General features: G+C 44.8%; 15 protein-coding genes. 7 read left to right on the top strand and 8 right to left on the bottom strand.

What is annotated here, in order from left to right:
* The first annotated feature begins 288 nt into the window (after positions 1–288).
* Positions 289–1,662 (top strand): glycogen synthase GlgA, encoded by a 1,374-nt coding sequence (glgA, locus tag CHA6605_RS18730; RefSeq protein ID WP_015160971.1) that lies wholly within the window; start codon positions 289–291, stop codon positions 1,660–1,662.
* 85 nt (positions 1,663–1,747) lie between these two features.
* On the opposite strand, the gene CHA6605_RS18725 is transcribed toward glgA, so the two are convergent.
* Positions 1,748–2,344, bottom strand: a complete 597-nt coding sequence (locus tag CHA6605_RS18725) for a tetratricopeptide repeat protein (RefSeq protein ID WP_015160970.1) — start codon at positions 2,342–2,344, stop codon at positions 1,748–1,750.
* 246 nt (positions 2,345–2,590) lie between these two features.
* On the opposite strand from CHA6605_RS18725, the gene CHA6605_RS18720 reads away from it, so the two are divergent.
* From CHA6605_RS18720 to hslO, 3 genes are all read left to right on the top strand, one after another.
* Positions 2,591–3,025: an NUDIX domain-containing protein gene (locus CHA6605_RS18720; RefSeq protein ID WP_015160969.1), complete on the top strand. Its 435-nt coding sequence runs from the start codon at positions 2,591–2,593 to the stop codon at positions 3,023–3,025.
* 539 nt (positions 3,026–3,564) lie between these two features.
* Entirely contained in the window at positions 3,565–5,013 is a 1,449-nt protein-coding gene (locus tag CHA6605_RS18715) for a TldD/PmbA family protein (RefSeq protein ID WP_015160968.1), read from the top strand.
* A 62-nt stretch (positions 5,014–5,075) separates the two neighbouring features.
* Positions 5,076–5,972: an Hsp33 family molecular chaperone HslO gene (gene hslO / locus CHA6605_RS18710; protein ID WP_015160967.1), complete on the top strand. Its 897-nt coding sequence runs from the start codon at positions 5,076–5,078 to the stop codon at positions 5,970–5,972.
* A 365-nt stretch (positions 5,973–6,337) separates the two neighbouring features.
* Here hslO and CHA6605_RS18705 read toward each other — a convergent pair whose 3' ends face one another.
* Positions 6,338–6,874 carry a hypothetical protein gene (locus CHA6605_RS18705; protein ID WP_157260034.1) on the bottom strand — a complete coding sequence of 179 codons (537 nt, stop codon included), beginning with the start codon at positions 6,872–6,874 and terminating at the stop codon, positions 6,338–6,340.
* A 50-nt stretch (positions 6,875–6,924) separates the two neighbouring features.
* Positions 6,925–7,698, bottom strand: a complete 774-nt coding sequence (locus CHA6605_RS18700) for an SIMPL domain-containing protein (protein WP_157260033.1) — start codon at positions 7,696–7,698, stop codon at positions 6,925–6,927.
* A gap of 415 nt (positions 7,699–8,113) precedes the next feature.
* Here CHA6605_RS18700 and CHA6605_RS18695 point away from each other — a divergent pair, with 415 nt between their 5' ends.
* Complete coding sequence (locus CHA6605_RS18695; protein WP_015160964.1) at positions 8,114–9,202, top strand: response regulator; 1,089 nt, start codon at positions 8,114–8,116, stop codon at positions 9,200–9,202.
* 50 nt (positions 9,203–9,252) lie between these two features.
* On the opposite strand, the gene CHA6605_RS18690 is transcribed toward CHA6605_RS18695, so the two are convergent.
* Complete coding sequence (locus tag CHA6605_RS18690; RefSeq protein ID WP_041549658.1) at positions 9,253–10,173, bottom strand: alpha/beta fold hydrolase; 921 nt, start codon at positions 10,171–10,173, stop codon at positions 9,253–9,255.
* A 129-nt stretch (positions 10,174–10,302) separates the two neighbouring features.
* On the bottom strand, positions 10,303–13,962 hold the full coding sequence (gene dnaE, locus CHA6605_RS18685; RefSeq protein WP_015160962.1) for a DNA polymerase III subunit alpha: 3,660 nt from the start codon (positions 13,960–13,962) through the stop codon (positions 10,303–10,305).
* A gap of 214 nt (positions 13,963–14,176) precedes the next feature.
* Between dnaE and CHA6605_RS18680 the strand changes: the two genes are divergently transcribed.
* Together CHA6605_RS18680 and CHA6605_RS18675 are read left to right on the top strand one after the other, a co-directional pair.
* Positions 14,177–14,788 carry a hypothetical protein gene (locus CHA6605_RS18680; RefSeq protein WP_015160961.1) on the top strand — a complete coding sequence of 204 codons (612 nt, stop codon included), beginning with the start codon at positions 14,177–14,179 and terminating at the stop codon, positions 14,786–14,788.
* A 64-nt stretch (positions 14,789–14,852) separates the two neighbouring features.
* Positions 14,853–15,500 (top strand): hypothetical protein, encoded by a 648-nt coding sequence (locus tag CHA6605_RS18675; protein WP_015160960.1) that lies wholly within the window; start codon positions 14,853–14,855, stop codon positions 15,498–15,500.
* Positions 15,501–15,773: 273 nt separating this feature from the next.
* Here the strand turns inward: CHA6605_RS18675 and CHA6605_RS18670 are convergent, their stop codons facing one another.
* From CHA6605_RS18670 to leuS, 3 genes are all read right to left on the bottom strand, one after another.
* On the bottom strand, positions 15,774–16,076 hold the full coding sequence (locus CHA6605_RS18670) for an antibiotic biosynthesis monooxygenase family protein (protein ID WP_015160958.1): 303 nt from the start codon (positions 16,074–16,076) through the stop codon (positions 15,774–15,776).
* 24 nt (positions 16,077–16,100) lie between these two features.
* Positions 16,101–16,532: a hypothetical protein gene (locus CHA6605_RS18665; RefSeq protein ID WP_015160957.1), complete on the bottom strand. Its 432-nt coding sequence runs from the start codon at positions 16,530–16,532 to the stop codon at positions 16,101–16,103.
* Between the two features lie 458 nt (positions 16,533–16,990).
* Entirely contained in the window at positions 16,991–19,612 is a 2,622-nt protein-coding gene (gene leuS / locus CHA6605_RS18660) for a leucine--tRNA ligase (RefSeq protein ID WP_015160956.1), read from the bottom strand.
* Positions 19,613–19,827 lie beyond the last annotated feature (215 nt).

Here is a 19,827-nt window from a genome sequence, read left to right as displayed (position 1 = left end):
GAGACTGGGAGACTGGGAGTGAATAGCTGGATGGGCTTGCGCTGCGCGAAGTCGTTGGTGTAGCCTCTCCGAGAGGAGAAGCGTGGATGAGTGGAGGAACGCAGTTCCAAACCCTATTCCCTAAAGCCTAAAGCCTAAAGCCTATTCCCTAAAGCCTATTCCCTAAAGCCTAAAGCCTAAACCCTAAACCCTACTTTCCGTAATTCGGGATCTAGATGGCTGGTATGATGGCTGTTGATGGCGATCGCGACCACCTGAGTACCAAACACCTAAATATAAAAAATATTCATGAAAATTTTATTTGTCGCGGCGGAAGCTGCACCCATAGCCAAAGTTGGTGGTATGGGCGACGTGGTGGGTGCCTTACCTAAATTTTTGCGGAAAATGGGACATGATGTCCGGATCTTTATGCCATACTACGGTTCTATAGTCGGTAAACTAGATATCCCCTACGAGCCTGTCTGGTGGGGATATGCCATGTTCAATCACTTTGCCGTGTATGAGACAGTTCTCCCTGGTACCGACGTTCCCTTGTACTTGTTCGGGCATCCAGCCTTCGATCCGCTGCGAATCTATGGTGGTGAAGATGAAGACTGGCGATTTACCTTCTTTGCTAATGGCGCGGCTGAGTTTTGTTGGAACTATTGGAAACCAAATATCATCCACTGTCACGACTGGCATACGGGAATGTTGCCCGTGTGGATGCACCAAGATCCCGATATCAGCACCATCTTCACCATTCACAATTTAGCTTATCAAGGGCCGTGGCGGTGGTTCCTAGAGCGGATTACCTGGTGTCCGTGGTACATGCAGGGTCACAATACTATGGCCGCAGCGGTGCAATATGCCGATCGAGTCAATACGGTATCGCCGACTTATGCCGCTCAGATCCAAACGATCGAATATGGCGAGCAAATTGAGGGGTTATTATCATTTATTAGCGGCAGGCTATCGGGAATTGTCAACGGCATCGATACAGAAGTTTACGACCCAGCCAATGATAAAGCTTTAGCGCAGACTTATACAGCCAAAACGATCGAAGATCGCGTCAAGAACAAAGCCGCACTCCAGCAAGAAGTCGGCTTAGCGATAAATCCCGATACTTTCCTGGTGGGAATGGTATCCCGATTGGTAGAGCAAAAAGGCTTGGATCTGATGCTCCAGACACTCGATCGATTTTTGGCATATACCGACGCTCAGTTTATCGTCTTAGGCACTGGCGATCGCAATTATGAGACGCAATTATGGCAGTTAGCCTCGCGTTATCCCGGACGGATGGCAACTTATCTTCTTTACAATGAATCTCTCTCGCGCCGCATTTATGCAGGTTCCGATGCCTTCCTAATGCCGAGTCGCTTTGAACCTTGTGGAATCTCTCAAATGTTAGCGATGCGCTACGGTTGCGTACCCATCGTGCGCCGCACTGGCGGATTGGTAGATACCGTCACTCACCACGATCCGCAGCACCAAAAGGGTACTGGTTATTGTTTCGATCGTTACGAAGCGTTGGATCTCTACACTTGTATGGTACGTGCTTGGGAAAGTTTTAACTATAAGCCTCAATGGCAAGCACTCCAACAACGGGGCATGGAAAGTGATTTTAGTTGGGATAAATCTGCACAAGAATACGAGCAGCTATATAAATCAGTAATTACTGTTTGATTGAAGCGTAGCTAAATCCCGGCACGCAGCTATAAACCCGACTTCTCGAAGAAGTCGGGTTTCTGGGAGCCAAAAAAATGCAAATTTACCATAACATTCCCGAAGCACAACTCTCATCGCCATAAACTTGTTCGATCGTGCTCATCATGCTTTCGTACTTGACTAAATTACCTTGTTCTTTAAATAATTTAGCGGCAAATCGCCAATCGATGACCGCCTCTTGTTCTCCGTACAAATCTCGATAGGCATAACCGCGATTGGAATAAGCTAAAGCAAAATTGGGCTTGAGATCGATCGCGCGATTGTAGTCAGCAATTGCACTAGCATAATCTTTGGCTAAGTAGTGTAAAAAACCGCGTCTGTAGTAGGGAATTGCTAAATTAGGATCGATTTCGATCGCGTGGGTATAATCGCTGTGTGCATTCTGGGTTTCGCCCAGCCGATAGTAAGCTACCCCCCTTCCACAGTAAGCCATCGCCCGATCTGGCTCCAATTGGATTGCTTGGTTATATTCGGCGATCGCACCCAAATAGTCGCGATGGTTACACTTGGTATTGGCTGATGATAGTAGATCGCTAATTGTTGTGACTTGGGTTGGATAATAAGTGTGCTGAGACATGTATTTGTGGTGTTTGTGCTGACTATTGGTAGCCTTAAATTCAGCTTTGATATTAGCCACCATAACCTGTAAAAATTTCAGCGTCGAGTGGGTTACATCACATTAAAGTTGATACTTTAAACTCAACATTGAGAGATTTAAATCTTGCTATTCAATCATTCTTCAGTCTATGCTATAGAGTACATCAAAACGACAAAGAAAAACTTATCAATAGACATTGTAATTCTCTGTCCTGCTGATTCAGCAGACGCTACAAAGGACGAGAACAGGTAATTATCAAGTCTCAACTCTCAATCAATAATCCCAAGCATGACTTATCGCAACCCCACACCCACAGTAGATATTATTATCGAACTAATCGATCGACCTCACCGCCCGATTATCGCGATCGAACGGCTCAATCCGCCCCATGGCTGGGCATTACCAGGCGGATTCGTAGACTATGGCGAATCATTAGAAACAGCCGCCGTTAGAGAAGCCAAAGAAGAAATCGGGCTAGACGTGCGCCTAATCGAACAATTTCAGGTTTATTCCGCACCCGATCGCGATCCTCGGCAGCATACCATCAGTATCGTCTTTATCGCCACCGCCACCGGAAATCCGATCGCCCAAGATGATGCCAAAACCGTCAGCATCTTCAACCCCTGGGAAATTCCCTCAGAATTATGTTTCGATCACGGCCAAATTATCGCAGATTATTTTCAGTATCGACATTACCAGATCCGACCGGGAATTAGGGAATAAGCTGTTACTCATTTAATTTACTTACCGCCTCCCCGCTGTCTTGTCTTGACGCAGCTCCCTTCCCGAAGGGAGCTGCGTCGCTGATTTGCTAACCCGTCGGGAAACAAAGGCGTGCGCAAATCGCTCCCCGCTTTCAAAAAATCTAATATGTGATTTAAATGTTAGACAGCTTACCTGGGAATCAGGACAAAAAATGAGGTATTGCTGAATCGAGGTATGATTCCCCTGTAGTGGTGCCCCTTGTGGGTACCCTTAATCGATGCGGGGTAAGCACAAGGCATTACCCCTACAAAATTATTTGTGCGTTTCATACCTTAATTCAGCAACGCCAAAAATGAATCCAGCAATGATGATGGAATCGCTCGGATCTTAATGGGACGATCGATTCTTATTTCCAGAAGTGGTGAGTGCTGCACCCTTTAGTTAGACAGTGCCTAACTTGGGTATAAATAATTCACAAAACCAACACAGCTCGATCTCCACAAGCTGGCACAGATGGGTAAAATATAGAATACGTCCCACACTGGCAAGCTAAATCAATGAGTACTGCAACCATCTCTCAACTTAGCGACTTACTCCAATCGATCGATCTTCCTGTCGAGTGGCTGGGACTGCGAAAAGTGCGAGAAGTATCCACCGGACGCTCCGCACGTGACGGAATGCCCCAAAGTAATAGTACGACCATCAGTGAAGGTGTGATGGTCGAAGTTCTAGTCGATGGACAGATCGGCTACGGCGCAACCAATATCCTCACCCCCACAGGCGTTCGCTCCGCCGCGCAGGCAGCTTTCGATCGCGCCCGCACTGCCAGCAAATATCGGATTTATACTGTCACCACCGCCCAACGACCAAAAGTAGTCGGGCAATACGTCTCCCCTACCGTTCAACCCTTTAACACCCTCTCTCCTGGCGACATTAGCGAGCAACTGAGCAAGATTTGTCACACCCTGAAAGTCAGTGACAAAATCGTTCAAACTAGTGCCACGATTATTACCCGCCAAATCGAAAGCTGGTTCGTCAGCAGTAACGGTTCCGACGTCTATCAGAAATTTTTGCTGATGACCACCGATTATGCCGCCACCGCTCAGGATGGAGCTATTATCCAACATCGGAGCGATCGCGGGGGATTGGCACGCTGCTATCAGGGGGGTATGGAATATTTTCTCACCCCCGACTTGTGGGCGCGGGTACGACAAGTGGGCGAACAGGCGGTAGAATTGCTCGCAGCGATGGAATGTCCCACCGAGACGACAACGTTGGTACTCGCACCCGATCAACTGTTATTACAAATCCATGAGAGTGTCGGACATCCCCTAGAATTAGACCGGATTTTGGGTGACGAGCGCAACTATGCAGGCGGTAGTTTCGTACAACCGTCAGATTTTGGCAATCTCGTCTACGGCTCGCCGTTAATGAATATTACCTTCGATCCGACTGTGGCGGGAGAATTTGCCAGCTATAGTTTCGACGATACGGGAGCTAGTGCGACACGCGAATATATCATCCGCGATGGGATTTTGGAACGCGGCTTGGGCAGCTTGGAAAGTCAGGCGCGCTTGGATTTACCCGGAGTCGCTTGCAGCCGCGCTTGTAGCTGGAATCGTCCCCCGATCGATCGAATGGCAAATATCAATCTCGAACCGGGCGAGCACAGCTTTGATGAAATTATTGGTGGGATCGAGCGGGGTATATATATGGAATCCAATCGCTCTTGGTCGATCGACGATCGCCGCCACAAGTTCCAGTTTAGCTGTGAGTACGCCAAACTAATCGAAAATGGCAAATTGACCCAAACCGTCCGCAATCCCAACTATCGCGGCATTACACCCCAATTCTGGGGAAATCTCGATCGAGTGGGTAATACCAATACCTGGGAAATGTACGGTTCTCCGTTCTGCGGTAAAGGCGAACCCAATCAAATCGTCTGGGTGGGGCACGGTGCGCCTGTCGCCGCCTTTACTAATATCGAAATCTTCGGTGGGGATTAACACCCTAGAATCTGAGGTGGCCAACATCTAAAATATGTACAGGTGAATATTTAAGGGAATTTATGACCGATCGACTGATTCGAGCAACAGCAGCAGGTGGCGGAATTCGCGCAGTAGCGGCAATTACCACCAACCTCACCGAGACAGCCAGAGTGCGGCATCGACTCTCTGCCGTATCCACAGATGCTTTAGGACGGGCAATGAGCGCGGCGTTATTGCTCACCTCCGGCATGAAAACCAAGTTTGCTCGCGTCAATCTCCGCATCAAAGGCAATGGCCCCATGGGTGGGCTGATGGTGGATGCTGGCGTCGATGGCACAGTTAGAGGCTACGTCAACAATCCGCATGTCGAACTAACTCTCAACGCTGCTGGTAAACTAGATGTCGGTGGTGCGATCGGCAATGAAGGTTTTGTCTATGTATTTCGGGATCTAGGTTACGGTCGCCCCTATTCTAGTACCGTCGAGTTAGTCTCTGGCGAAGTTGGCGACGATGTGGCTAACTATCTATTTAGCTCCGAGCAAACTCCATCCGCACTGGTATTAGGTGTCTCGATGAATGCCCACAGCGTCCAATCTGCTGGCGGGATCTTGATTCAAGTATTACCAAAAGCCGCACGAGATGAGTCCTTAGTAACGTTATTAGAGTCGCGAGTCAGCAGTTTGCAAGGTTTTACACCTTTATTACAATCGGGTAAAGATCTCCCAGAGATTTTAGAGGAGCTACTCGGCGATCTGGATCTGAAGATTTTCCCCGACCAGAAGGAGTTAAAATTTGCCTGTCCTTGTTCCGAACAACGGATGTTAAGCGCGCTCAAGTTGTTGGGGACAGACGAACTTAAGGATATGATTGCGACAGATAAAGGTGCCGAAGCTACTTGTGATTTCTGCGGCGAAGTCTATCACGTTGGTGAAGACAAACTCAAACAATTAGTTGGCGAACTCCAAGTCCAAAGTTAATCGGATTTAGTTTTTAAAAAGGGAGGGGCAATCCATGAATTGCCCCTCCCTTTATGGTTTAAACTCCAATTAATTGCTCGAACATTGGACTAATGAAAGTTTATATCCGCTAAAACTATTTTAACTCAACCTTTTTAAGCTAGGATTTGATGATTATACTACCACGCAAGTCAGCGATTACGAGCGATCGCACTAGCAGTTCGGAAATTTTCCCTAAAAGTAAAACATCCCCGACTTCTTGGAGAAGTCGGGGATGTGATGCCAGCAATTTATTAGGGTAAAGATCTACCAGATATCTTAGAGAAGCTACTCGGCGCGCTGGAGTCTAAAGGGAAGGTTAATTGATGAATTGCCTTTAGAGTCACCTATCTCGATCGAGCTTTGACTTGACGGAGACTCGATATCAAATGTTCGAGATGAATCTTACCCCGCTTTGACCAAATGTTGTACAAACAACTTTGTCCAGAAACCTTCAGATAAGCCAGATAACTAGGGCCAATGCCTCCTTGAAGACCATAGCTGACAGAGCTACCTTCAGACCAAGTTATCGTATTCGGAAACTTAAAGGTTGACCCACTACTGTCCAGATCTAACCCAGTTCCGGCAATCCCGAAGGCACTGCGTTCTCCTGGCAGGTCGTAAGCAACAGCCCAACCTCCAGCAAATTCTGCCCGCCGGATCTTTGCTCCTGGCTCCCGTTCGGCACCCAACAGCACCAGGGGCTGGCATCGGCTGCGATTTTCAGCTTTCTTCCATTCAGCAAGGTAAACGGTCGGAACTGCTCTCCCTTTGACGGAAGGATTATCCCAAGGCGGAGGGGCTGTATCCACTTCCTGCCCAATTGCCATACCCGAACCTAGATCGGCAATATAGATAATCAGCGCAGCGATTATTGTTCGCATCTTCATCAGAATTTATCAACCCTTCTGTTAATTTAAGGAATTGGGATAACTTAATAACCGATATCTAGTGTCACGGCTGCTTCTACTTGCTGCTCGCCACCGACGACGGGAGTAGTATAATTGCCATCAGCTACTTTCGCTCGCATCGATTCTTGAGCTAGCGGAATGGGAGCGGGAGTAGATGCACTATTGATTTGAATGCCAATGACTTCTTTGCGCTTGAGATTGAGCGTTTCGAGTACTGCATCGGCTTGACGTTGGGCATCTTGAGTGGCTTGCTTGAGAGCTTGGAGTTGGGCGTTAGATATCGCCTGTTCGCTGGCGACAAAATTTACACCGTCAATGCGCGTGGCACCATTTGTTACTGCCGCATCGAGGATTGCCCCCGCTCGATCGTTATTCACCCGAAAACTGATACTATTAGTGGCCGAATAGCCAGTAATTTTCGGACTAGTACCCGTTTGGTAAACATAGGTAGGATTGAGATTAATTCCGGCAGTTTGGAGTTTTTCTACCTGTTGAGATTTAAGGTAATTTACCACCTGTGTCGAGCGTTTGGCGGCTTCTTGCTGCGCCGCTGTGGGTGTTTTGCCTGAAACTTCGATCGTCAGGCGAATTTGGCTCAGAGTAGTGGGAATACTAACGATACCTCTACCACTAGCCGTGAGGGTTCGTGCTGGCTTGCGCTCTTGAGTTATGCCAGGGGTAACCCCCATTAGTACTAATAAACTAGTTGTCAACAAAACTGATAAAGCTGGTTTAGCACTGGATCTCCAGTTGCGACGATCTCGATCCGGAGCCAGCCACTGTTGAATTTTAGACATTCGGGGTAAATTATTCGATGGCGTAAAGTTAGTTTTAATGACTGTCTCCAAAGTCAACATGTTTCTGCGCCAGCTCGACTATACATTGGCAGCGAGCGACTAGTCCAGGGCTAGTTTTTCGTCATCTTGCCAATTGTAAGGATTGTCGATCCAATGTTTGAATTGAGTTTCTGCTGGGCATATTAAGTATATGAGATAGCTTGAATATCTAAGTAAATTTACCCATAATTTCTGCTAGCTTTCATTTGGCTATATCGATTGTTTGTTATTAAAAATTATCGATCGATATTGAAGGCGATCGATACTTTCAATATAGATAAACAGCACGCTCTAGTTGATATCGTTCGCGGTCGCGATCGCTAAAATTAAACTGTGCTATATCGACAAGATTAGTTAAAATATATTAGTACCAGTGATGACTAGAGTTGTTGAAGCATTAAAAGATATTATCAAACAAGAACTTTCCGGTCAATTGATTATCAGAGATCCCTTAGATAATTCGATCTCTTGGGAAGCTTACTTTGGTAATGGTAAGCTGCATTTTGCAACTAGTACGCTAGGGCAAAGAGAACGCTTAATATATTTAACTAGACACCATCACCCAGATTTTAGATTAAGCGATTTTGCCATCGGTCAATCCGATTACAAATTTATTACTCATCAATGGCAATCGGGTAAGTTATCACTCCAACAAGTCCGTCAACTAGCATTTACTTGTACTCAAGAAGCCTTCGTGCATATCATGGCGTTAGGTACTGCCGAAATGGAGTTCAATCTTGACGCACACTTAGACGTATTAATTTTATCGACTTCGGTGCAACAAGTAATTACCCCTGTCAAGCAACTAATTTGGCAATGGCAAAAAATTCGCCCACATATTACTTCGCCATTAGTGAGAGTATATCTCTCGAATATCGATAGTTTGTACAAACTATTATGGCAGCAACTTCAAAGTACTAAAGCGATCGAGTCCTATCAATCAGCACTAACTCAAAATCTCTGTCTTTATAGTACGGCAAATCAACTCAATATCGATGTCCAAGAACTCAGTCACATGTTGTTACCGTTAGTACGCAATCGGAGCGCACAGATTTCAGCATACGGACAAAAACAAGATGAAGAACGTCCGGTGATTGCTTGCATCGATGACAGCCAAACCGTTCAAAATAGTGTGAAGTTGACACTAGAGGCTCAAGGTTATGAAGTAATTAGCTTACTCAAACCCGCTCAAGCAATGACGAAGCTAATTCGCACTCATCCAATGCTAATTTTAATGGACATTAGTATGCCAGATATTAATGGCTACGAACTGTGTCAACTGTTGCGGAAATCTCCGAGCTTAAAAGGCGTACCCATTTTAATGCTCAGCAGTCGCGACGGTTTATTCGACAGGCTCAAAGCAAAAATGGTTGGCGCAGATGATTATATGACTAAACCATTTACACCAACCGAGCTGGTAAACTTGGTCAATAAATATGTATCTCAAGCTTTAGTAAATGCCTAAATAATCGATCGATATTGATGATTATCGATCGATTATTTAAGCTCGATTGGTTAAATTAAGAGTTCGGAGCTAGAATTAATACTTTCAGCTTGAAAGAAATTCAACAGTTCTCGATTGACTATTTGAGGGACTTCTTGTTGAATCCAGTGTCCGCACTGAGGAATTTTTTTGAGTTTAAATGGTGCAGAAATCAATCGCTCCATACCTTCGGTGAGCTTATTACTCAAGAAATTATCTTCCTCCCCCCACAGCATGAGTGTGGGTACCGTCACCATTAAGGGCGAGTTATTCCAGTTCTGAAGCCAATTTTGGGGTGAGAGTAAATTTTGATAATACTTGATTGCCGAAGCTAACACACCTGGTTTTTCTAAAGCTTCCTGATAAATTTGATTATCTTCAGCGGTAAAAGCTCCTTTTCTAACAGCTTGTCCGCGAAAAACATTAAGGATAAAATCTTTCAGATTTTGTTGGATCAACCATTCTGGTAATCCTGGAACTTGGAAGGCAAACATGTACCAACTCCGCCGCAATTGATCGAGATTGCTACCCATTTCCTGAAATAATCTTTGGGGATGAGGCGCATTAAGAATTGCCAATCTGTTGAGTACTTGCGGGCATTTTTGGGCTAGATGCCATGCAATTGCCCCACCCCAGTCATGTCCCACAACATGTGCTTTGACATACCCTAGAGACTCGATTAGCCCCTGGATATCGGTACTGAGGGTATCGAGATCGTAACCACCAGAAGGTTTATCCGAATAATTGTAGCCGCGCAAATCGGGAACGACGACTTTAAAATGTCGGGCTAGAGCTGGAATCTGATGTCGCCACGAATACCAAAATTCTGGAAATCCGTGTAGTAAAACTACTAATTCGCCCTCACCTTGAGTAACGCAGTGTAAGCGAATATTGTTGGTTTGGATGAATTCATGCCGCCAACCCGAATCCAAGGAGGCTGTATAAGGTTTCATTAATGTCTCGCTATTGTGCGCTGCTTTATCAGTATAAACTAGCGGTTGGCGATCGTCTCTAGGATTTTTTACTCGATGTGTAGAGGTAACCCTACACATTTAGCGCGCATGGGTATTGACGATCGAGTTTTAAGTCTCAATCGAGCTAATTTGCTTGACTTTAATGTCAAATCCGCGATCGTGCATTCTATCTACCAGCTCGCTGGGATCTTGAACCCAAAATTGTTTGCCAAATTGAACTAGTCGATAACTGTTTTCGCTCCGCACGATCGCGTAGACTGGTGTTTTTACGGCTGAAGTATCCCCCGAATACTCTTCGAGCATCGTCTTTAATGCTTGAGATCGAATCTCATCTATCGCAACATTAACCGGGAGTTCGATTAGCACTAGATGCTGGGGTTCGAGTTCGATATCTACTGGCTTGTGGACGGCTGTACGATCGATTTCGATTGCTTCATCGACAATCATCTGGAGTTCGTCGTTATCTTTTTTGCGACTGACTTTGCCGACTAAAATCACCGAACTATTTGGTATTAACAGCTCCTTGATTTTCTCATAAGCCTCGGGAAAAGCCACTGCCTCTAATTTACTGCTAGCAATATCGGTGAGCTTGAGGATCGCCATCGACTTATTATCTTTCTTTGTCTGGACTATTTTTACCTCTGTCAGCATCACCACCAGCTTGACATCTTTGCACGGCTTCTCAATTTCGATAATTCGCTTGAAATCATGCTTTTGCATCTTCGCAATTTTCTCGGCATTTTTGAGTGGATGATCCGAGACATATACACCCAAAAGTTCTTGCTCGAACTGCAACCGTTCTGAAGATGAAAAATCACTCACCAATGGAGATTTGGGAACGGCATCGAACCCACCAATTTCTGGCTTTAAATCGCCCAATAAATCGAAGAGATTGCCTTGTCCGATCGCTTTTTCTTTAGCCTTACTCTGCGACCATGGAATAATTACATCGAGATCGTTAATTAATTGTCGCCGATTGCGATCGAGATTATCAAATGTCCCACATTGAATTAGCGATTCCAACGTCCGTTTATTGACAGCTTGCAAACTAACCCGCTGACAAAGATCCGCCAGCGATGTAAATTCGCCACCTTCTTCTCGCGCCTTGAGAATATTCTCGATCGCGGCTTCGCCGACGTTTTTAATTGCCGATAAGCCAAACAAAATATTCAAACGATTGGGACGTTCTGGATCGACAACCGGACGAAATTTGACATACGATCGATTGATATCTGGCGGCTCGACTTTGATATCTAAAGTTTGCTCGCAATTATTTAGATATCTGGTTACTTTATCTTGATCGCCACTATTAGCAGTTAAGAGTGCCGACATGTATTCAGCCGGATAATTTGCTTTTAAAAATGCTGTTTGATAGGTAACGTAAGCATAGGCAGTAGAATGGCTTTTGTTAAAACAGTACTCTGCGAATAAAACCATCTTATCGAATAAGGCATCAGCGATCGCATGAGATACCCCTTTCTTTGCCGCACCATCGAGAAATTTCTCTCGCTGTTTGTTCATTTCATCAGCTTTTTTCTTACCCATACACCGCCGCAAAATATCGGCTTCACCGAGAGTATATCCAGCTAAATCTTGAGCGATTTTCATGATCTGCTCTTGATAGACAATTACCCCGTATGTCTCCTCTAGAATTGTCTCTAAAATTGGGTGCTCGTAAGTGATTTTTTCGCGTCCGTGTTTACGATCGATAAAAATTGGAATCAGTCCTGCATCTAATGGCCCCGGACGATATAATGCGAGAATAGATGATAGATCTTCGATACTCGATGGCTTTAGTCTAGCGACCACATCTAGCATCCCAGAAGATTCTAATTGAAAGACGCCTTCTAAGTCGCCAGATTCGACTTGTTTATATGTTTTTTCCACATTTGGCGGACGTTTGTTCAACGAACCTTTATTTAATATTTTATAAGTCCGTCGTTCTTCAAAAGTAATATCATCTGGGTCGATTTTATCGCCTTTAGTTTGCTCGATCGTATCGATCGCATTTTGAATAATCGTCAGATTTCGTAGCCCCAAAAAGTCCATTTTCAATAGACCCATCGAGTCGAGATCTTCCATATAATACTGGGTAATGACAGAGCCATCGTTATTCCGCTGTAACGGTACGATTTCATCTAAAGGTTGCGCCGAAATTACTACACCTGCCGCATGAACCCCAAAGGTTTTGTTAGTACCTTCGATTCGCATTGCCATATCCACCCACTGTCTGGCGGTAATTTTTTCGCCAGTTTCCGGATCGGCATATTCACCTGTTTCATATATCTGCTTAAACTCCGGTGCTGGCGTTTTATCCGAAATCATTACTGCTAATTTTGTCGGTTTCCCCCGTACCACTGGGATCATTTTCCCTAACTCATTTGCAGCACCATAAGGAATATTCAACACCCGCGCCACGTCTTTCAACACCGCCTTAGATGTCATCCGGTTAAACGTAATAATCTGCGCTACCCGCTCCTTGCCATATTTCTCTGTTACATAGTCAATTACTTCAGCACGACGTTCGATACAAAAATCCGTATCGATATCAGGCATAGACTTCCGATCTGGATTCAAAAATCGCTCGAATAACAGGCAATGATGTACGGGGTCGATATTAGTAATCTTCATTGCATAAGCGACTAGAGAACCCGCTGCGGAACCTCGACCGGGGCCGACGGGAATAGCCCTGTCGCGTGCGAATTTGATATAATCCCAAACAACCAGAAAATATGTCGAAAATCCCATCCGCTCGATCATTTTCAATTCAAAATCGAGCCGCTCTTGATATTCTCGATCGATATCGCTGTAGCGTTGCACCTTCAACCGTTCCTTCAATCCTTCCCGCGAAATCTCTTCGACATAAGTCGCTGGAGTATGCCCGACCGGAATCGGGAAATCGGGAATTTTGGGTTCGCCTAAAATATTATAAGGCTGAATTTTATCGGCAACTTCTACTGTATTTGCGATCGCTTCAGCAATTACTTCATCTGACAAATGATCGCGGAATAATAAAGCCATTTCTTCGGCAGATTTGAGATACTCATTGCCGCTATACCGCATCCGTTTATCTTCACGAATCAGTTGCCCCGTCTGAATGCACAATAGCGCATCGTGTGCTTCCACGTCGTAACAAGAGACAAAGTGCGAATCATTAGTTGCAATAATTTTAATATCTAATTCTCGCGCAATTTTAACGATCTCAACATTCACCACCCGATCCTCTTTCAACCCATGATCTTGGATTTCTAGGTAGTAATCTTCGCCAAATCGTTCTTTATACCATTTTGCAACTTTTCGCGCCGCATCTGGCCTTCCCATCATAATAGCTTGGGGAACTTCACCACCCAAACAACCGCTCGTAACGATCAATCCTTCCTTATACTTTTCGATATATTCTTTATTAATACACGGACGCGCAAAAATCCCCCGACCCTGAAAACCTTCGAGGTGAGATACTGTCGTTAATTTAACTAAATTCCGATATCCCTGGGTATTTTTAGCTAATACCACCTGGTGAAACTTCTGATAACGCTTCTGCTGCGTAAAATCACCATTGATCACATACATTTCATTGCCAATAATCGGCTTGACATTGCGCGTGCGACAGACTTTAATCAGTTCGATTGCTCCATACATCACACCATGATCCGTCAGTGCGATCGCAGGCATTCCCAATTCTACCGCTCGATCGACCAAATTCGGCAACTGACTAGCTCCATCGAGCAGGCTGTAGTCACTGTGCATGTGCAAACCAACGAAAGTCATAGGTTAGATGGTAGAGGATGTAGGGTGTAGGCTCGTTGTGGCAATGGGGGATTAAACTCCTGCTAGCAGTTAATGCGATGGCAGGTGGGACTATTATAGTATGCTTTTTATAGTACCTTAGCACTATTTTAAGCGAAGTCGATCGCAAATGACAGTGCCTCGACAAAATATCTCCGACAGGATATTCTGCGATCGATGTATTTAGATCGAACTCATGAGCGAACTGAAAAGTTTTTACACTCTGGAATTAGTTGTCGAACCTGGTGGCGTTCGTAAGGATCATCTATACGTACTCGGCTCGTTGGCAGAGGTGCAGCGTGCTCTAGAAGTCCAATTTTCACATGGATTTGAGATCGGGCTGTTGCTATCTTATGGAGAAGATATTTATCTGTCTACTTATCATCGAGCTTGCCGTATCGATCGCATTAATTTGTTACCCTATATTCGAGTAGAAATTCCCAGACTAGGAATATTTACGATCGATGAAGAACAAAACGTGACACCACCGCTCGATGAAGCCAGTTTTGACGAAGAGACAGATGAATATACCGTAATTATTGACTGGTCGAAGTTGAATATTCCTGAATTAGTTTTGCCAATTTTACAACCGGGAGAAGTCTCTATTTTTTCAAGCTATACTCTAGATCGGGAAACAATCGACCTATTTTTAAATTCTGGTAACGATCCAGAAGTGCTCGCATATCTGGGGGATGTTTTTTATTATGGATGGAATGAGATGGAGTTTGGGTGGAATGAAGTTACCGAGCCAGTAGAAGATATGCCAGTTCTAACATTTCCAGTAATAAACCATGTTCGATTTCAATAATTATCGATCGACAATTAAAAAATTACTAACACAATCACAATTATCAGCCTACCATTAGAAGATCGTGGCAGAACTAAAAAGCTTTTATACACTAGACTTATTTATCGGTCCAGGTGCTGGACGCAAAGCGACTACCTATGTATTCGGGTCGTTAGCTGAAATCAAGCAGGCACTTGAAGTTGAGTTTTCGAGAGGTATTGAAGTTTACTTATTAATATACTATGGGGAAGACATCTGGCTCTCCACTTATCACCACGGCAAGATGGTAAATGAGATTAATCTACTACCATATATTACTGTCGATATCCCTGGCGAGGGTGTATTCTCGATCGATGAAAATCAACAAGTTTCACCTCCAATTGCAGATGACGAGGACGACGATGACAGTTTGTCAGCACGACTATTTACTGATGAAGTTGAGGAATATACTATCATTATCGACTGGTCTAAATTAGCTATTCCCGATTTAATTGCACCCATACTTCAGCCTAAAGAAGTCACATTAGCAAGCGATCGCTATATGGGAACCAAAGTCAGTCAATCGGAAATAGATGAGTTCTTACAATGTCAAACTTTGGCAGAACTTGAAGATTTAGGAATCTTTTATTATGGCTGGAATGATGGCGAGGCCGGGATAACGTCAGCAGAATTAGAACCAGACGATCCCTTCATTACCCTGCAACCAGTCGCGCGTCACGTTCGGTTTCAATAGTATCAGACTGATGATATAAAATCCGTGCTAAAAATTGCTAAATTATTAATATTTAATATATGAATGGATTAAAAAGTTTTTACACGCTAGAGTTATATATCGAACCAGGCGGTGCGCGGAGAGATACAAAATGTGCCCTTGGCTCATTAGCGGAAATCAAACAGGCAATCTAGGTGGAATTCTCAGAGCTTCCAGGGATGGATTTGCTTGAAACACCCAACTCCTGACAAGCGAAAAATCTTGACTTTTGCAGGAGGTCTAATATCGATTATTCTATTTAGTAGAAACTAAGACCGTTTCATAATGCTCTACTGTTGGGAATGGATCGTAAAAATGGTGTAATAAAGAACGCCATTGTTGATATTCTGGCGATCTTCTAAATCCAACGGTATGGTCTTCTAACTTTTGCCAGCGCACCATTAGAATGTATCGATCGCGTTTTTCTAGACAGCGTTGGAGTTCGTGCGAAATATATCCCGGCATTGCCACAATAATTTTTGAAGCCACTAGAAAAGCAGCTTCAAATTCTTCAGTTACACCAGCTTTGAGATCTAGGATTGCGACTTCTAAAATCAATGGCTAAAATCTCTCCTGGCTAATTCAAAAACACGGCGTACCAGTATAACGATTGAGTGCGATCGTACTCGGAATTGGACTACCAATTATCGCAGTGGTGCAAGTATTGTAAAACCTACCGCCATAGAAGTTTTGCGCCGGGAAGACTACTTTAGATGGTGGCGGTGGTACGAAACGCGTGTTTGGATAACTACTACCATAATACGGCGTATCTAGCGAACCAGGGAAAGAATTGTTATTAGGATAAACATTCGGAGAAAAAGGATCGGATCTCGTCGGATTGATGTCGTTGGTAGATCTTCCGGTTTGGGGTAGGGTGGGAACGTAGATCGTAGTCGATGAATAACCGCTCGAAGGAAAAGGTTGCACGAAGACACCTTGCGCTCTGCTTGCTTGTGGTGCAAATAGAGACAAGACTGTTGTCGAGATCGATGCTATGCGAATAAGATTTTTCACGATCGAATATCAGGAAAATTTGTTAGCTATCTGTAACTTTGACTAATACAACGATCGCTCATTTACAATCCCGACTTTACTCAAGCTTGAGGATTGAGATGAGGAGTCGATCTCCTACTCGTATGCTAACAATTTTATCAAAAGATTCGTACTATAATCCTTCGGTAAAATGAGATCGTATATCCTCACTTGCTAGATATAAATTGGCTCGATCGTATTGAAAATAGTAACCGTTAAGTATCAACCAAATAGATTGATAACAGCTCATAACATGGATATTTTAGGAAGTTATCATTCGATCGAGATAGATTCGATTGGGAATTGGATATTTGCTAGTCTCGATCGAGAGAATAGGTAGAATACTGCGGAGGGTGGGCAGTGCCCACCAGCTAAGTTTCCAGCATTATCTATTCAATAAAAAGTTGCACCCATCTAGTTATCTCGCTCGAACGCACAAATCAACCGATGATAAAGTTAACTAATTTCCCTGGTACGACAATTACCTTCTTAATCTCCTTACCTTCAGCAAACTTTTTAGTAATCGCCGACTCCCGTGCATAAGCTTCTAAAGTTGCTGAATCCTTCGTCGCTGGAACCTGAATCGTGCCGCGAGTTTTGCCCATAATTTGAATTACCAAAGTAATTTCATCAGCTTCTAAAGCAGCCGGATCGAATTGACGCCATGCTTGTTCGTGAATCGAACCACTATGTCCCGTCAATTGCCATAATTCCTCCGTCATATGCGGCGCGAATGGTGCGGCTAATAGCATCAGAGTTTCGATCGCATCAGCATATACGGGCGAATCTTTGCAATCGGCATCGGTAATCGCATTACTCAGTTTCATCAATTCAGAGATGGCTGTATTAAATTGATAATCACCATCCAAATCTTCAGTAATTGCTTGAATGGCATGGTGGACGAATCGGCGTAAATCTTTCTCTGATTTGGATAATTCGCCAGTATTAGCGGTCGTAGGTTTATAACCGATCGCCAATCGCCACATGCGATTCAGAAATCGAAATTGTCCTTCGACATCTGCTTCATCCCATTCGAGATCTTTTTCTGGTGGTGCCTTAAATAAGATAAACATCCGTGCTGTATCTGCACCATATTTACCCAAAACTTCCTCTGGATCGATGCCATTATATTTAGATTTAGACATCTTCTCGAATGAGACTTCGAGCCGATCGCCAGTAGTCGGATCGATCGGATTATTCACATCGAAGATGGTATTTTGGCTGATATATTTGCCAGTCTGCGGATTTTTATAAGTAGTTGCTTGCACCATCCCCTGAGTCAACAATTTTTTGAACGGTTCATCAAAATTTAGGAACTTGTCTTGTCGCACTTCCATGGTCGGGGAACCCGACCGGAGTGCGCCGCTAGTCTTACCCTTATCCCCTGCCCCAAAGTCGCGCACGATCTTTGTAAAGAAGCGTGCATATAATAAGTGCAATACCGCATGTTCGATTCCACCGACGTATTGATCCACAGGCATCCAATCATTGGTAATATTCGGATCGAAAATCTGCTTGTCATTACCCGCATCTGGATACCGTAAGAAATACCAAGATGAATCCACAAACGTATCCATCGTATCGGTTTCCCGCTTGGCTGGCGTGCCGCAAGTCGGGCATGGCACATTCACCCACGACTCCAATTGCGCCAAGGGATTGCCACCTTTGCCAGTAAATTCGACATCTTCAGGCAATTTCACTGGTAAATCGGCCTCTGGTACTGGCACCGCACCACATTTTGGGCAATGGACGATCGGAATCGGCACACCCCAATAACGTTGCCGCGAAATCAACCAATCCCGCAGGCGATACTGAATCTTGCCGTTACCATAGCCCTGCTGTTCGGCATATTCGATAATCGACTGCTTGGCGGTAACCGAGTCTAACCCATCGAATTGATTGGAATTAATCATCGTCCCTGCGTCCGTGTAGGCGGCTGCTAAGGGTTCGCTAGAATCCCGATCCGGCGCGGCAATTACTTGATTAATCGGCAACTGATATTGCTTCGCAAACTTGAAATCGCGAACGTCATGCGCGGGAACGCCCATCACCGCACCCGTGCCATATTCGTACAAGACATAATCGGCAATCCAAATCGGTACTTCCGCCCCAGTAAACGGATTAATCGCCATCGCACCCGTCGCGACACCTCGTTTGGGCTTATCTTCCGCCGTCCGATCGATCTCGCTCTGACTCTTAATTTCCTCCACGAAGGCATCTACCGCCGCTTTTTGTTCGGAAGTCGTTACCTGCGCCGTCAACGGGTGTTCTGGAGCCAATACAACGTAGCTCACACCATAAACAGTATCGGGACGAGTCGTAAATACAGCAATTTTCTCACTCGTACCGACGATGGGAAATTCCAGATTAGCCCCAATCGATTTACCGATCCAATTTGCCTGCATGATCCGAACTTTTTCCGGCCAACCCGACAACTGCTCCAGATCGGTCAATAATTGCTCGGCATATTCAGTAATTTTAAAATACCACTGCTTGAGAGCCTTCTTCTCGACGATCGCGCCAGAACGCCAGGAACGCCCTTCACTATCGACTTGCTCGTTCGCCAATACGGTTTGGTCGATCGGGTCCCAATTTACCATCCCGTCTTTTTGGTACGCCAAGCCACCTTCGTAAAACTTCAAGAAAATCCACTGCGTCCACCGATAATATTCCGGCGAACAAGTTGCTACTTCTCGATCCCAATCGATCGACAAACCCAATTTCTGCAACTGTCCCCGCATGTGGGCGATATTTTGATACGTCCAAGTCGCCGGATGAATCCCCCGTTCGATAGCGGCATTTTCCGCTGGCAATCCAAACGCATCCCAACCCATCGGATGCAACACGCGATGTCCCTGCATCCGCTTCTGTCTGGCTACCACGTCAGTAATCACATAGTTGCGAACGTGCCCCATGTGCAGATTTCCCGACGGATAGGGAAACATCGACAGTGCGTAATATTTAGGCTTAGAGCTAGTTATATCGGTTTTATATAAGTTTTGCTCCGTCCAAGACTGCTGCCATTTTGACTCAATCTCGGCGGGGTTATAAGTATTTTCCATATTTAATCGATCGAGTTACGCAATATTGATGTTCATCCAGTCACCACGACTATTTTAACTCTATCCCTACTTCAGCAATGTTTGTTAACATAAGTTGCCAGTCTTAAACAAAGCGGTTGGAAACCGCTCCTCAGAGTGCAAAGTCTGCCTTCGCAGACTAATTCCTTAATCTGCGAAGGCAGACTTTGCAACACTAGCGACGATTTCCAGTCGTC

Source organism: Chamaesiphon minutus PCC 6605 (genome assembly GCF_000317145.1).
GTDB classification, from domain to species: Bacteria; Cyanobacteriota; Cyanobacteriia; order Cyanobacteriales; family Chamaesiphonaceae; genus Chamaesiphon; species Chamaesiphon minutus.
Note: the sequence above shows the minus strand (reverse complement) of the source record. Positions and strands in the feature narration are given on the sequence as shown.